General features: G+C 47.5%; 12 protein-coding genes and 3 rRNA genes. 10 read left to right on the forward strand and 5 right to left on the reverse strand.

The features are described 5' to 3' along the window. Positions 1 to 122: 122 nt before the first annotated feature. The gene (gene licT, locus MHI48_RS04645; RefSeq protein WP_076329489.1) at positions 123 to 983 is read right to left on the reverse strand and encodes a BglG family transcription antiterminator LicT; all 861 of its coding nucleotides are present in this window, start codon (positions 981 to 983) and stop codon (positions 123 to 125) included. 312 nt (positions 984 to 1295) lie between these two features. On the opposite strand from licT, the gene MHI48_RS04650 reads away from it, so the two are divergent. From MHI48_RS04650 to MHI48_RS04690, 9 genes are all read left to right on the forward strand, one after another. Continuing rightward, positions 1296 to 1463, forward strand: coding sequence for a DUF3934 family protein (locus tag MHI48_RS04650; RefSeq protein WP_074093608.1), 168 nt, complete (start codon positions 1296 to 1298; stop codon positions 1461 to 1463). Positions 1464 to 1628: 165 nt separating this feature from the next. Continuing rightward, complete coding sequence (locus MHI48_RS04655; protein ID WP_036605963.1) at positions 1629 to 2060, forward strand: MarR family winged helix-turn-helix transcriptional regulator; 432 nt, start codon at positions 1629 to 1631, stop codon at positions 2058 to 2060. An 80-nt stretch (positions 2061 to 2140) separates the two neighbouring features. Then, positions 2141 to 3316 carry a YhgE/Pip domain-containing protein gene (locus MHI48_RS04660; RefSeq protein ID WP_076329488.1) on the forward strand — a complete coding sequence of 392 codons (1176 nt, stop codon included), beginning with the start codon at positions 2141 to 2143 and terminating at the stop codon, positions 3314 to 3316. Positions 3317 to 4020: 704 nt separating this feature from the next. Then, positions 4021 to 5573 (forward strand): 16S ribosomal RNA (locus tag MHI48_RS04665). 307 nt (positions 5574 to 5880) lie between these two features. Beyond that, positions 5881 to 8808: ribosomal RNA gene (locus MHI48_RS04670) — 23S ribosomal RNA — on the forward strand. Positions 8809 to 8887: 79 nt separating this feature from the next. Further along, a 5S ribosomal RNA gene (gene rrf / locus MHI48_RS04675) occupies positions 8888 to 9004 on the forward strand. Together the 16S, 23S and 5S rRNA genes form the textbook arrangement of a ribosomal RNA operon. A 185-nt stretch (positions 9005 to 9189) precedes the next feature. Next, a complete protein-coding gene (locus tag MHI48_RS04680) occupies positions 9190 to 9813 on the forward strand; it encodes a deoxynucleoside kinase (RefSeq protein WP_076329815.1) in 624 nt (207 codons plus the stop codon). After that, a complete protein-coding gene (locus tag MHI48_RS04685; RefSeq protein WP_076329814.1) occupies positions 9810 to 10466 on the forward strand; it encodes a deoxynucleoside kinase in 657 nt (218 codons plus the stop codon). The genes MHI48_RS04680 and MHI48_RS04685 overlap by 4 nt, the downstream gene beginning before the upstream one ends. Before the next feature lie 325 nt (positions 10467 to 10791). Continuing rightward, positions 10792 to 11274, forward strand: a complete 483-nt coding sequence (locus MHI48_RS04690; RefSeq protein ID WP_053061447.1) for a hypothetical protein — start codon at positions 10792 to 10794, stop codon at positions 11272 to 11274. Positions 11275 to 11842: 568 nt separating this feature from the next. On the opposite strand, the gene MHI48_RS04695 is transcribed toward MHI48_RS04690, so the two are convergent. The 4 genes from MHI48_RS04695 to thiM form a co-directional block, all read right to left on the reverse strand. Next, a complete protein-coding gene (locus MHI48_RS04695) occupies positions 11843 to 12586 on the reverse strand; it encodes a MerR family transcriptional regulator (RefSeq protein ID WP_076329813.1) in 744 nt (247 codons plus the stop codon). A 323-nt stretch (positions 12587 to 12909) separates the two neighbouring features. Continuing rightward, a complete protein-coding gene (thiE, locus tag MHI48_RS04700; RefSeq protein ID WP_076329812.1) occupies positions 12910 to 13575 on the reverse strand; it encodes a thiamine phosphate synthase in 666 nt (221 codons plus the stop codon). Continuing rightward, on the reverse strand, positions 13575 to 14387 hold the full coding sequence (gene thiD / locus MHI48_RS04705; RefSeq protein WP_076329811.1) for a bifunctional hydroxymethylpyrimidine kinase/phosphomethylpyrimidine kinase: 813 nt from the start codon (positions 14385 to 14387) through the stop codon (positions 13575 to 13577). The genes thiE and thiD overlap by 1 nt, the downstream gene beginning before the upstream one ends. Next, on the reverse strand, positions 14384 to 15196 hold the full coding sequence (thiM, locus tag MHI48_RS04710) for a hydroxyethylthiazole kinase (RefSeq protein WP_076329810.1): 813 nt from the start codon (positions 15194 to 15196) through the stop codon (positions 14384 to 14386). The genes thiD and thiM overlap by 4 nt, the downstream gene beginning before the upstream one ends. A gap of 376 nt (positions 15197 to 15572) precedes the next feature. Between thiM and MHI48_RS04715 the strand changes: the two genes are divergently transcribed. Then, entirely contained in the window at positions 15573 to 15722 is a 150-nt protein-coding gene (locus tag MHI48_RS04715; protein ID WP_405143193.1) for a hypothetical protein, read from the forward strand. The last annotated feature ends 303 nt before the right edge of the window (positions 15723 to 16025 follow it).

The following is a 16025-nucleotide window of genomic DNA, read 5'->3' on the forward strand; positions in this document are numbered from 1 at the left end:
GATCATCGGAAAGATGACCTGTTGCCAATCATTTAGGTATCGCCTGCTTGAGCAGTAACAATCCTTGTCGTTAAGTTGTGAGACTTACTATATATGACGCCGAAATCGTTTGCAAGCTTTTTTTATTCCGTGTCCAGCAACTCGTTACGGGAAGTGACACGTTGAATATGGATCGTCAAATACACCTTTTCATCAATGGACATGGCACTTTCAAACTTGTCTTCAAGGTACTGATTGATCCGTTGCGTGCATTCAAATGCCTTGCTATATTTGTCCTTCACCTGCTCATACAGAAAGTTATCTCCAGAAGCAAATTGCTCCTGTTCATTACTCAACATTCGCTGCACAAAATATTGAAGATGGGTAATAAACCGGGAATAATTAAATGAATTTTCATCCAGGGCGATGTGGTAATGGTTGGTCACAATGTTGAAGATATCATCAATAACTTCGGTAATTTCAACGGTTTGTTTCATGCCCTGAGCATCTTGACGAGCGTTTACAAAATGCATCGCAATAAAGCTGGCCTCATGTTCATCCATTTGGATACCGAATTGTTCCTGAATCAGCTCCACAGCGTTCATGCCAATCCCAAACTCCTTCTTGTAAAACTTCTTGATCTGCCACAAAAGAGAATTCTTCAGCCCGACGGATTTACGGTACCGGGTAATGGCAAACTGAATATGATCGATCAATGATATATAGATATTATCACTAAAAATATCGCCCATTTCCTGTTTGGCATGGCCCACAATTTCGTCCGCTAACTTCAAATATTCGACAGATGTTTCCCCAATCAAATCGATTAATTTTTGTGGTATTTTATCCGATTTAAGCACAAAGGTTTTTTCAATTTTATCCTCATCCACAGGCTGTCCATTTTTCTTTTTGAAGCCAAGACCGTTGCCAATGACAACAAATTCGTGACCAACCTGGTTCTCAGCCCGGATGACATTGTTGTTAAAAATCTGACGGATGATCATATATGTGTTTCACCTCAATTGGTCGTAATAAAAACAAAAAACCCAAACTAAGGCTTAATAGACAGCCTTGGTTTGGGTATCGCCTGCTTACCAGTAACAATCCCGAAGAAGACGCAGCTTCCTCTTTCAATTATGTCCACTATACCGCTTTCATAACAGAATAACAATACAATGATTTATGGAAATGGACGTAAAGACGTGGATTTTTGGTATAATAAGAATTGCTGGAAGTGAATTAGATGGGCTGGGTTGCATAATAAGTTACCGAGGACGGTCATTTTTAAGCATATACAGGATTATTGGAGTGATAACATGAGCAATGCAAAAGGAAAAGGCGGCACCGGCCGTGGTACGGGTAAAAAAGGCTGGAACCGTTGGCAAGCCGCTGCTAACCGGGCGAAAAGTGCCCCGAAGCCTTATAAAAGTAAAGGTACAAAGAAGAAGGACGATACCGAAACTTCAAGTGGCAAGCCCGAGTAAGTATAGCTTGACGATGCCAGAGGAGAGAGCTGCCTGACTAACGGGTGGGTCTCTTTTTGCTTGAAAAGATAAAAAATTAAATTGACAGTAATGTAAATATGGTAATAATATAGAGCTTACGCAAATTAGATGGTAGTGCTACTATATAGAGAAAGGAGCATCAGCATGCCTGTTAATATGGATGAAAATCCACTTGGACTGATTCTGTCACGGACGTATCTGGCATACAAAAAAACAACAACCAGAAATCTGAGTGAACAGGATATTACGCCGGAACAATTTGCAGTTCTGAATGAATTGAGCAAGGCTGGAAGCCATATATCACAGAAAAAACTGGCTGAATTAACAGTGCGGGACCAGACAACGGTAGGCAAAATTATAGACAAGTTGATTCGTAAAGGTCTGGTGACAAGAGAAGAAGATCCACAGGACCGCAGAGCGGTTTTGCTTTGTTTGACGGCGGAAGGACTGGAAATGAATAACGTTCTGACACCAAAGGCAAAACAGCAAGAGCAAGAGGCACTCGCCGAATGTTCCCCTGAAGAGCTTGAAGCATTCATGAATGTAATGAATCGCATCTATGAAAAGATGAAATAAATTTTTTTGACCAAATATGTGCATGTGCATATATATGTAGTGCAATTATTTTAATTTTAACTAATGGGAGTCGTGAACGAATGAGAAGCTTCAAAGATTTTCTTAAAGTGCCACAGACAAAAATAGGGTTGGTTTTTGCATTGATTGTTCCGCTGTTATTTGTTGTGATCTGGATGACGGGTTATCATCAAGCCACGGAGAGAGTGGATCAACTTCAAGTTGCTCTGGTGAACGAAGACGGGACACAGGGAAAAGAGGTGCAGAAGCAGATTGAAACGCTCGCGCCTTTCCATGTCAATGTACTGGGTTCTGCCGAGGAAGCTGAGCAACAGATGAATGCAGGTAACTATGCGATGGTTATTGTTATTCCGGAAGGATTCACTGACCAGATTGCAGGAGGCACAGAGGCGAGCTTACCCTTTTATATCAATCAGGGAAATGCCGATGTAGCCAAATCCATTGTGGAACATGCTGCGACCGGAATGACTGCACAAATGGGTCAAGGGATTCTGGAATCCAAGGTTCAAGTGACACTCAATAACGATAGTATAAACAGCGATGAACTGAGTGCAGCTATTGGACAAGCGATGGCGAAGATGAATGAAGGGCCTGTGAAGGCTGAAATTAATAAAACGAACAGCGTGAGTGATTTTGCAACATCGATGCTGCCCATGATCCTGGGTTTTATCACCTATATTGCTTCGATGACTATGAATATTCAGTTTAATATTACGTCGAATATCATGAAGCGTACCCATTCCAAATGGGAAATCTTCTGGGGACGGCAATTGCTGTTATTGTGTATAGCTTTGATTGTTCCCCTAATTGTGGATACAGTAGCTCTTCAGTTCACAGATGTTGCGAGCTCCTTCGGCGCTTTGTATCTGTATCATGTGCTGGTGAGTCTGGCTTGTATCTGTTTTACACAAATGAGTTTTGCCCTGTTTGGCAATGCAGGTCCTCTATTTAATGTAGCGATGGTTCCACTCCAGTTGATGACAGCAGGAAATATCATTCCAGCCGAGATGCTGGCGCCATTCTACCGTTATATCGGAAACTTTCTGCCCGCTTCCAATGGGGTACAGGGATTTATGCGTTTGATCTATAGTGGAGAAGCAGTGGGGGGATACATGGTTCATCTTCTGTTAATCTCGATTATTACGTGGGGAATTACGTTGCTACGAGTTGGCATGCAAAAAGCAGGTAATGGAAAAATGACGATGACGCCTCCAGCATCAGTGCAGGCACAACATTAAGAGTTTCCTTCTATATATAATGTAATAACACACACAAGAAAGTGGTTCACGTATAGTTATATGCGTGCATCACTTTTTTTGTGTATCTTCTATAATACTTCTACTTATACTCGTGGTAACTTACAGTGCCCCCAGTAATCTTGCATGACCTTGATAAAAGGATAACCTAAATTGAGCATATTAATGAAGCTAAAATATATGAGAGGAGATCTAGGCTAATAAGTTTAAAATAAATTGGACATGTATTGCGATGTATGAATGGAAAAAATGTCATTTAAGCTATAATAAACTTTTCACTGGGAGAGAGGAGAGCAACACAGTAAAGGTAGTTGATTTGTGGTAAATGAATTTTATTAAATTAAGTATTGTAATTAATATCTATACGTGATATATTATTAATCCGGCCAAGAAAACACGGTTTAACACTGGTGTGGCAAGCGAATTAAATAAGCTTCGAAAGAAACTTAAAAAAAGAGCTTGCAAAGTTGGTTCGGACATGATATTATATAAGAGTTGCTGAAGAGAACGACATTCAGTAACGAAACAAGTTTGATCTTTGAAAACTGAACAACGAGTGAGTAAACATTCTGCTTGCAGAATGAACGCGAAAGTTTGAAACAAGCCTTGGCTTGAATCGACTGGAGCACAAATGAGATTTTTAATCTCGTCAGATTCAAAATGAGCTTATCGCTCTTTTCAATACTTTATTGGAGAGTTTGATCCTGGCTCAGGACGAACGCTGGCGGCATGCCTAATACATGCAAGTCGAGCGGAGTTGATAGGAAGCTTGCTTCCTTGATACTTAGCGGCGGACGGGTGAGTAACACGTAGGCAACCTGCCCTCAAGTTTGGGACAACTACCGGAAACGGTAGCTAATACCGAATAATTGTTTTCTTCGCCTGAAGGAAACTGGAAAGACGGAGCAATCTGTCACTTGGGGATGGGCCTGCGGCGCATTAGCTAGTTGGTGAGGTAACGGCTCACCAAGGCGACGATGCGTAGCCGACCTGAGAGGGTGATCGGCCACACTGGGACTGAGACACGGCCCAGACTCCTACGGGAGGCAGCAGTAGGGAATCTTCCGCAATGGGCGAAAGCCTGACGGAGCAATGCCGCGTGAGTGATGAAGGTTTTCGGATCGTAAAGCTCTGTTGCCAGGGAAGAACGCTTGGGAGAGTAACTGCTCTCAAGGTGACGGTACCTGAGAAGAAAGCCCCGGCTAACTACGTGCCAGCAGCCGCGGTAATACGTAGGGGGCAAGCGTTGTCCGGAATTATTGGGCGTAAAGCGCGCGCAGGCGGTCATTTAAGTCTGGTGTTTAATCCCGGGGCTCAACCCCGGATCGCACTGGAAACTGGGTGACTTGAGTGCAGAAGAGGAGAGTGGAATTCCACGTGTAGCGGTGAAATGCGTAGATATGTGGAGGAACACCAGTGGCGAAGGCGACTCTCTGGGCTGTAACTGACGCTGAGGCGCGAAAGCGTGGGGAGCAAACAGGATTAGATACCCTGGTAGTCCACGCCGTAAACGATGAGTGCTAGGTGTTAGGGGTTTCGATACCCTTGGTGCCGAAGTTAACACATTAAGCACTCCGCCTGGGGAGTACGGTCGCAAGACTGAAACTCAAAGGAATTGACGGGGACCCGCACAAGCAGTGGAGTATGTGGTTTAATTCGAAGCAACGCGAAGAACCTTACCAGGTCTTGACATCCCTCTGATCGATGCAGAGATGTATCTTTCCTTCGGGACAGAGGAGACAGGTGGTGCATGGTTGTCGTCAGCTCGTGTCGTGAGATGTTGGGTTAAGTCCCGCAACGAGCGCAACCCTTATATTTAGTTGCCAGCATTTCGGATGGGCACTCTAGATAGACTGCCGGTGACAAACCGGAGGAAGGTGGGGATGACGTCAAATCATCATGCCCCTTATGACCTGGGCTACACACGTACTACAATGGCCGGTACAACGGGCTGCGAAATCGCGAGATGGAGCCAATCCCAACAAAGCCGGTCTCAGTTCGGATTGCAGGCTGCAACTCGCCTGCATGAAGTCGGAATTGCTAGTAATCGCGGATCAGCATGCCGCGGTGAATACGTTCCCGGGTCTTGTACACACCGCCCGTCACACCACGAGAGTTTATAACACCCGAAGTCGGTGGGGTAACCGCAAGGAGCCAGCCGCCGAAGGTGGGATAGATGATTGGGGTGAAGTCGTAACAAGGTAGCCGTATCGGAAGGTGCGGCTGGATCACCTCCTTTCTATGGAGAATCGTTTCCTGCAACGGAAACATTCAAATATGCAGCTTAGCTGCAAAACACTCACTCGTTGTTCGGTTTTGAGAGCTCAAACTCTCAAACAGCTTGCTTTTGCATGGAGCTTGTTCTTTGAAAACTAGATATCGAAACGAAACAAACGCGAATTAGAACATTCCTTTAAGCTGATCTTGTGTAAACAAGTGAAGTGTTTTTATAAGGTAGATTGCACGTACGATGGTATCGAATGGGAGCGACTTTTGGCTTTGCGCAAGCAAAACAAGGGAAGCGAGCAGTCGAAACCGGAGCACGAGGTTAAGCTACTAAGAGCACACGGAGGATGCCTAGGCGCTAGGAGCCGATGAAGGACGTGGCGAACAACGAAACTGCCTCGGGGAGCTGTAAGCAAGCTTTGATCCGGGGGTGTCCGAATGGGGAAACCCAGCTGGGGTAATTTCCAGTTACTCACAACTGAATACATAGGTTGTGTAGAGGCATACCAGGGGAACTGAAACATCTAAGTACCCTGAGGAAGAGAAAACAATAGTGATTCCGTCAGTAGCGGCGAGCGAACGCGGAGAAGCCCAAACCAAAGAGCTTGCTCTTTGGGGTTGTGGGACGTCTCACATGGAGTTACAAAGGAACCGGTTAAGCGAAGAGGTCTGGAAAGGCCCGCCAAAGAAGGTAAAAGCCCTGTAGTTGAAAGTTGGTTCCCTCCGAGACGGATCCCGAGTAGTGCGGGGCACGTGAAACCCCGTATGAATCCGGCAGGACCATCTGCCAAGGCTAAATACTTCCTAGCGACCGATAGTGAAGCAGTACCGTGAGGGAAAGGTGAAAAGCACCCCGGAAGGGGAGTGAAATAGAACCTGAAACCGTGTGCTTACAAAAAGTCAGAGCCCGTTTTAGGGGTGATGGCGTGCCTTTTGTAGAATGAACCGGCGAGTTACGTTCCCGTGCAAGGTTAAGGTGAAGAGCCGGAGCCGCAGCGAAAGCGAGTCTGAATAGGGCGACTTAGTACGTGGACGTAGACCCGAAACCGGGTGATCTACCCCTGTCCAGGGTGAAGGTGCGGTAACACGCACTGGAGGCCCGAACCCACGCATGTTGAAAAATGCGGGGATGAGGTGGGGGTAGCGGAGAAATTCCAATCGAACTCGGAGATAGCTGGTTCTCCCCGAAATAGCTTTAGGGCTAGCCTCGGAAAACAGAGTCGTGGAGGTAGAGCACTGATTGGGTGCGGGGCCCGCAAGGGTTACCAAGCTCAGTCAAACTCCGAATGCCATAGACTTACTTCCGGGAGTCAGACAGTGAGTGCTAAGATCCATTGTCAAAAGGGAAACAGCCCAGACCATCAGCTAAGGTCCCCAAGTGTGTGTTAAGTGGGAAAGGATGTGGAGTTGCACAGACAACCAGGATGTTGGCTTAGAAGCAGCCACCATTGAAAGAGTGCGTAATAGCTCACTGGTCGAGTGACTCTGCGCCGAAAATGTAACGGGGCTAAACACACCACCGAAGCTATGGCTTGATGCTTTGCATCAGGGGTAGGGGAGCGTTGTATAAGGGTTGAAGGTGTACCGTAAGGAGCGCTGGACATTATACAAGTGAGAATGCCGGTATGAGTAACGAAAAGATCAGTGAGAATCTGATCCGCCGAAAGCCTAAGGGTTCCTGAGGAAGGCTCGTCCGCTCAGGGTAAGTCGGGACCTAAGGCGAGGCCGAAAGGCGTAGTCGAAGGACAACAGGTCGAAATTCCTGTACCACCGTAAGCCGTTATGAGCAATGGGGGGACGCAGTAGGGTAGTGACGCGGACTGATGGATGTCCGTCTAAGCAGTGAGGCTGATGTGTAGGCAAATCCGCACATTGTAAGGCTGAGCTGTGATGGGGAGCGAAAATTGTAGTAGCGAAGGTCATGATCTCACACTGCCAAGAAAAGCCTCTAGCCAGGTGATGGTGCCCGTACCGCAAACCGACACAGGTAGGCGAGAAGAGTATTCTAAGGCGCGCGGAAGAACTCTCGTTAAGGAACTCGGCAAAATGACCCCGTAACTTCGGGAGAAGGGGTGCCCCGGTAGTGTGAATAGCACGAGGGGGCCGCAGTGAAAAGGCCCAAGCGACTGTTTAGCAAAAACACAGGTCTGTGCGAAGCCGTAAGGCGAAGTATACGGGCTGACGCCTGCCCGGTGCTGGAAGGTTAAGGGGAGTGGTTAGGGAGCAATCCCGAAGCTGTGAACCGAAGCCCCAGTAAACGGCGGCCGTAACTATAACGGTCCTAAGGTAGCGAAATTCCTTGTCAGGTAAATTCTGACCCGCACGAATGGCGTAACGACTTGGGCGCTGTCTCAACGAGAGATCCGGTGAAATTTTAATACCTGTGAAGATGCAGGTTACCCGCGACAAGACGGAAAGACCCCATGGAGCTTTACTGCAGCTTGATATTGAATTTGGGTACGATCTGTACAGGATAGGTGGGAGCCTTTGAAGCATGAGCGCCAGCTTGTGTGGAGGCAACGTTGGGATACCACCCTGATCGTATCTAGGTTCTAACCTGGTACCGTAATCCGGTGCGGGGACAGTGTCAGGTGGGCAGTTTGACTGGGGCGGTCGCCTCCTAAAGAGTAACGGAGGCGCCCAAAGGTTCCCTCAGAATGGTTGGAAATCATTCGAAGAGTGCAAAGGCATAAGGGAGCTTGACTGCGAGACCTACAAGTCGAGCAGGGACGAAAGTCGGGCTTAGTGATCCGGTGGTACCGCATGGAAGGGCCATCGCTCAACGGATAAAAGCTACCCTGGGGATAACAGGCTTATCTCCCCCAAGAGTCCACATCGACGGGGAGGTTTGGCACCTCGATGTCGGCTCATCGCATCCTGGGGCTGAAGTAGGTCCCAAGGGTTGGGCTGTTCGCCCATTAAAGCGGTACGCGAGCTGGGTTCAGAACGTCGTGAGACAGTTCGGTCCCTATCTGTCGTGGGCGTAGGAAATTTGAGAGGAGCTGTCCTTAGTACGAGAGGACCGGGATGGACGTACCGCTGGTGTACCAGTTGTTCCGCCAGGAGCACCGCTGGGTAGCTATGTACGGACGGGATAAACGCTGAAAGCATCTAAGCGTGAAGCCCCCCTCAAGATGAGATTTCCCAGTATGTAAGACCCCTTGAAGACGACGAGGTAGATAGGCTGGGGGTGGAAGTGCAGCAATGCATGGAGCTGACCAGTACTAATCGGTCGAGGGCTTATCCAATAGCAAGTTGTAATACGCATGTTTCGTTTCGAATCTAGTTTTCAGAGAACGATCTCTGAAATGTAAGCTAAGCTACGCGTTTGGTGGCGATGGCGGAGGGGTTCCACACGTACCCATCCCGAACACGACCGTTAAGCCCTCTAGCGCCGATGGTACTTGGACCGCAGGGTCCTGGGAGAGTAGGACGCCGCCAAGCAATCTAAAGACACACTTGATGATATCGAGTGTGTCTTTTTTATTTTAATGTAATTCATAAGTTCCGATTTGACTTGTTATATACATAAAATACTGGCGTTCCAATCCTTAAAGCTGTGATACAATAGGTGAGGTCTATATAGAAAACGGAAACACGCATAAGTACGAGGAGGAACAGTGAACACGATGAAATCAGCCCCGTTTATTGCCGTGGAAGGTCCGATCGGAGCGGGGAAAACAACGCTGGCAACGATGCTTTCCCATGAATTGAATCTTCCGTTAGTTAAAGAAATCGTAGAAGAGAATCCATTTCTGGCTTCCTTTTATCAGGATATCGACGAGTGGAGTTTCCAATTGGAAATGTTTTTTCTGTGTAATCGGTTTAAACAACTTGAAGACACGGGCGTTCATTATGTAGAGCAGAATACCCCAGTCATTTCAGACTATCATATCTATAAAAATATGATTTTTGCCGATCGTACCTTAAAGGGAACGAAACGGGATAAATATCGTCAAATCTATCATCTGTTAACAGATGATCTGCCAAAGCCCAACCTGGTGCTCTATATTGAAGCTGAACTGGATACGTTGATGTACCGCATTAACAAGCGTGGACGCTCATTTGAGCAGGATATGGACCCGGCATATATGGAACAACTGATCGCCGATTACAAAACAGGCATGGATTATCTGGCAAATAGCACAAATCCGCCAGTAATCATTAAGGTCAATGCAGAGCAACTCGACTTTGTGGAACATCCTGAACACTTCAGGCAAATTGTTAATCAGGTAAAGGAGTATATCATATGAATAACTATGGCATTTCAACGAATGCATTAATTACGGTAGCAGGTACGGTTGGAGTGGGTAAATCCACGTTAACGGCTGCGCTTGCACAGCGTTTAAATTTCAAGACTTCTCTGGAACAAGTTGATCATAATCCATATTTGGAGAAGTTCTATCATGACTTTGAGCGTTGGAGCTTCCATCTGCAGATTTATTTCCTTGCAGAGCGCTTCAAGGAACAGAAAAAGATTTTTGAACTAGGTGGGGGATTCGTACAGGATCGTTCCATCTATGAAGATACGGGCATTTTTGCACAAATGCATGCAGATCAAGGAACCATGTCTGCTACAGATTTCGAGACATACAGCAGTTTATTTGAAGCAATGGTAATGACACCGTATTTCCCACATCCAGACGTGCTGATCTATCTGGAAGGCAGTCTGCCTTCGATTTTAAACCGTATTACGGAACGCGGACGCGAGATGGAGATTCAGACGGACCGTTCGTACTGGGAACACATGCACGAGCGCTATTCCGTGTGGATTGATCAGTTTACAGCTTGCCCTGTGCTGCGTCTGAACATTGATGAGTATGATGTGCATGATCCGGCATCGGTGGATGCCATTTTGGCACAGATTGCAGCTGTCATTCAGCCTTCCAAGGAAGTGCAAAGGTAAGATAGAGAGAGCTTTTCAATGTAGTTTTCTCGGTTACATTGGTTATATCTATGATACAGATATGGACAACATCCCTTCTACGGCTATTATGCTGTTGGAGGGGTGTTTTTTTATGTGCCAAGGGAATGATTATGAGAGGTTTGTGGACAAAACTAAAATGATATTCGAGCGAATAAGGAAATGGATGCTTAATATATCTTTTCTATTATGTAAATACATGGAACCAAAAGTAGAAAAATGTTGAATAATAAGTCTTTTTGTGGTTTCATAGGAAAGGTGAATTCTGGAAAAGAAGCATATGCATGACTCAGGAGGGAAAGACAACGTGGAAGAGAAACAAGGAGTTAAAATCGGTATGCCGATCATTGGTGGCTTAATTGCAGCCATTCTGGGAGGCATCGTATGGGCAGCTATTGCTGCAATGACCGATTATGAGGTGGGATTAATTGCGATTCTGATTGGAGCGCTCACTGGTTACGCAGTTGTGTTGTTCTCCAATAAACAAATTGCGACGGTACATAAGATTATTGCCGTACTGTTTGCACTTGTCGGCATTTTGTTGGGGAAATATCTGACGGTGGTTTATTTTACTTCCGAACTGTTTGGTGATGTAGGCGTGATGGAACTTGTGTTTGATAGCGAGATGATCAGTGCGTTTGTGGAAACCTTCCAGGAGTACTTCAGTCAACCGATTGATTTGTTATTCATCGTGCTTGCGATTGTGTCTGCATGGCAGATTCCTGGCCGGATGGCGAGAACCAGTCTAGCTACGGATGCATCTTCATCGGATCACGCACCAAGAGCTTAATCGGATAGACGGTGGACGCTTGGCAGTAAAATGAAGAACGTTTGACAGAAGAAACTTAATGCTCATCATCCTAAGCATCTGGTGAAACGATTATATCGAAGGGCTGGGAGCAGAAGAAAAACGTAGTAAAGAGCATCTACTTTAAAAGATATTTATAAAGTACTCAGAGTGAGCAGCAGTTAGGCTTGTTCACATTGCGGCTGAGTTACTTGCATACATAAAAGGGACGATACGCCTGAGGGTGTACGTCCCTTTTGTGTATCCACCGGGTAGGGGGGATATTGCTCATAACTTTTGCAACAATTCGGATCGATTTAATTTATTTACAACGTAACCCTAGTATATATCAACATGTTCATAAGGTTAATTACAAGAACGATATGGTCACCCCAGGAGGTAGGTTCAAATATCCGAATGGTCATTTACTGCGAATAAAGCTGATGACGAGAACGAGAGATTACTTTTACCACTACGGACAGAGGTTAAATTTCCAGACTATTTTTTACTATCCACATCTGACGGCAATGAGAGTTGAATAATACTGTATGTGGTTGAAAACAGGGCTATATTATTTGTTTTGGTCAGCAAATACAGCCATGGCATCCCTCATAAATACTGCCAAACTATCGCCAAACTGATCAATATTACGCGTGAAGCGATCATCGTCCACGTACATCTGACCAAGTCCTCTGAAGGCTTCAGGCGAGTAGCTTCCCATCTGATTCAGCCAGGTGTACCATTCTTGAATACCGGCCTGTGCCTCGGCAGATGCTGGTTCTGTGTGACGAAGTGAAGCCAGACGTTTGTAGATTTCGTTCATTTGATTGGATAGAGCCTTCTGATCTGTGGTTGATTTACTGTGCAGCTTCTGATTTGCGTGATCGACGGCATGGTCTCCCCAACGTTCCCGCGCTTCTTGTTCATACGGATTCTGGCTAAAATCAAATCCTTCGAATTGTTCTTTGGCTGTCATTTTAATTTCTCCTCTCACGTGTAAAACCGTTCTATCAATGGTAGCAATCATCTGGTCCAAGCGTTGGCGCTTCTCCAGCAGTATAAGTCGATGCATTTTAAGTGCTTCTTCTGGATGGAAGGAGGGGTTGGTTATAATGTTTTTGATCTCCTTCAGAGAGAAGTCGAGTTCCTTGAAAAACAATATTTGCTGCAACCGTTCCAGGTTGGCATCTGAATATAATCGATATCCGGCAGAAGTTACTTCGTCCGGTGTTAACAATCCGATCTCATCATAGTGATGCAGTGTGCGCACACTGATCGAGGCAAGTTCGGCAACTTCTTTTACCTTCATGGCCATGTGTGAAACCTCCTTACAACACCGATTGTACAGTGTCACGTTACGTGAGAGTCAACCGTTGAAAATGAAAAAACAAGATGCGAGCATGGAAGCTACATCTTGATCATGGATTGGGTGACTAGATGTGGCTGGATGTGACTGGATTATTGTGTTATACAGTCACTGTAGGGGAGCGGCTGTGCTTCTATGTCGAAGACATGGGTTGCTGCCGCGCCGCGGGGGTGTTTTGAGGCTCCTCTGTTATGGAGAGGAGCGTGAGCAGTTGTGGGTTGCACCATGTATGCGGTGCAGCCCACGGGGCTGGCAGTGCAGGGAGAGCAGGGCTACGCCTGCATCCCGCGAACTGCCGCAGCGAACTGCGCAGCCGCTGCGCGCACGTCGGCCGCGCCCGCGATGGCGGAGATGACGGCTACTCCGTCGGCTCCAGCCGCCATCACGGCGGTCGTGGTATCGGGCGTAATGCCGCCGATACCCACAATCGGAACTGCGATGCCTGCGGCGCGCAGTTCCGCCACCCCTGCGGGGCCCAGCACAGCATGGGCATCCGCTTTGGAGCGCGTCGGGTACATGGGCCCGACGCCAAGGTAGTCGGCGCCCGCCTGCAACGCACGGCGCGCCTCATCCACGGAGTGGGCGGATACGCCAAGCATCCGCCCATCTCCAATGCGGGCGCGTACTAGCGCCGCGTCCGCATCATCCTGGCCGACATGCACGCCGTCGGCCTCCACTGCTACAGCCAGCTCCACATCATCGTTCACGATGAACGGGACCCCGTGCTGGCTGCACACCTCGCGAAGCCGCATCGCAAGTGTGATGCGAGCTTCGCCAACCAGGGCGCCAGTTCCCTTTTCACGGAACTGGAACAGCGTGATGCCGCCAGCAATGGCCTGGCGCAGCACTTCCACAGGGTCTTGCGTTGTATTAACGCTGCCCATCACCAAATACACCTGCATCGCGCGTTGTACCGCTTCTGCATCCCAAGGGCGCATCACTGCTCACCTCGCTGTCTGCGCTGATACGCAAAATGATTCGTCGGCCCATGTCCGGCCCCAATCCCCAGCTCATCTTCGATGGCTGCCTGAATGAATGCTCGCGCGGTCGTAACGGCAGCCAGAACAGGTGAACCCTTTGCTAACTCTGCGGTGATCGCAGCAGAGTACGTGCATCCTGTTCCGTGTGTATGACGTGTTACCACACGAACATTCTCCAGATAATGAAAAGACTGCCCATCGTAGAGCACATCCACGATCATGCCACTTCCTTCATCATGACCACCTTTGACCAAAGCATACGTTGAGCCCATCTGTACAATCCGTCTTGCGGCTTCTTCCCGCTGGCTCAGATTGATGATAGACATCCCGGTAAGCAGTTCCGCTTCCGGAATATTGGGTGTTGTGATCAGGGCATGGGGCAACAGATCCGTAACCAACGCCTTTACAGCTTCCTGCTGGAGAAGGGGAGCGCCACCTTTGGCTACCATCACAGGGTCGATGACCAGATTTGACCAACGGTATTGCTGCCATTTCTCAGCCACTAGACGAATAATCTCGGCACTATATAACATGCCGGTCTTCGTTGCGGTTGGTTGAAAGTCTTCGCCGGTCGAGTCCAATTGCTGGGCAATGCCATCGTAAGGGATGGGAAAAACGCCCTGCACACCTGTTGTATTTTGGGCAGCAATAGCGGTGATAACGGTCATGCCGTATGCGCCAAGCTCCTGGAATGTTTTTAGATCGGCCTGAATTCCTGCGCCGCCCCCGTTATCGGAGCCTGCAATGGTTAGCGCTTGAGCAATACTCATACTGCACCTCCACGGATCTGACAGATCTGTGAGCGTTCTGCCAAGAGGTCGGGTGTTACTTGTGCCAATTGATTCAACAATTCAATCTGGAAGCTGCCCGGCCCCTGATGAGTTGTCCGCTCTGCCGCCAGTTCAGCTGCTACACCATAAAACGCGAGCGCTTCAACAACACTGCCTAGAAGATCGGCTCCTGATTCCGCTATGGCTGTAAAAGCACCAATCACCGAACTGAGTAGACAGCCAGCACCTGTGACCTGAGTGAGCAGGGCATGACCATTACTCGTGAGGAATGTGGATTGTCCATCAGTAATAATATCTTCTTTTCCGGTAATGACCACGACACAGCCAAGTTTATGCGCTGCCCGCTCCGCAATGCCGATTCGGTCGCCCTCACCTGACCCTGCGTCCACACCTTTAATACTCCAACTCTCACCGATGACATTGGCGACCTCCGCCACATTGCCGCGCAGTACCGTGAGACGAAGTTCACGAACGAGCATTTGCACGGTTTCCGTGCGATAAGTGGTTGCGCCAGCTCCAACCGGATCAAGCACCACAGGCACGTGATGCGCATTAGCCGATTGGCCTGCCAGACGGATTGCCTGAACGACTTTGTCATCGAGTGTACCGATGTTGAGTACCACGGCTCCTGACATCTTGGCGACATCAGCGACCTCTTCATGAGCATAGGCCATAAAAGGGGACGCACCGAGTGCAAGCAGACCATTGGCTGTGAAGGGAGCCACGACAAGGTTAGTGATATTGTGTACCAGCGGATTTTGCGTACGAACACGTTCCAGATAAGACATATAATTTCCTCCTTGTTTTGAAGTAACCCGATCGGCGGAAGTCCGATATCTGGAGTCACTCAACAGAATAATAGGATATGAGTTGCCTTGTTGAGTTGGGGCGCAGAGTCTAACAACAGCCAGATGCATTAATGCAGGAAAAGCAGAAACTTTCATAACTCACTAAAAATGGATTTTTGGAACTGGATATAGACAAATTGAATCATTCTGATCGATATCTAGCCTTGATTGATAGCTAAAAGGTGGATCAAAATAAAATGTAAATTCGCAGATAGACAACAGTACACATACGAAACAGTAAAAAACGAAACGATACAAAATACAGAAAGTGAACCCAGGGTATTTCTCCAAACTCAGGCAAGCAATACTGTGATGGATGTTAGCATCCAACCAGTGTCTTGAAGTCCAGGCTGGTCGATACCCAACTGATTTGGGCACGATCGATCGGGGCACGACTGTTCAGACGATGTTTCTAAAGAACACAGGACGTCTTATTTGGCTGTCAGGTCCTCCTTTTGAAATGTAAGGAACATCAGACACGTTATTCCCAGAATCTCCTGACCAAAACGCTGCAAACAGCTATTTATTCTGATATAACATGTTTCAGGTTCTTTAGATTTCTGCAACCGCTCCAAATCCCTGAATAGGACGCCTCAGATTCGTTAGCGGTCGTAGCATGCTCTGTTTCGATCAAATTAAGGAGCGTTTCAGCTCCCAGTAGGCTTGAAGATAAGCGCTAATTACATTACCAAATACATATCAACAAGCCACCTAAACGCATATCAATCTGCCCAGATGCACATCAAGCCAGTCAAACGCATATCAATCT

Source organism: Paenibacillus sp. FSL H7-0942 (genome assembly GCF_045040715.1).
GTDB lineage: Bacteria > Bacillota > Bacilli > Paenibacillales > Paenibacillaceae > Paenibacillus > Paenibacillus amylolyticus.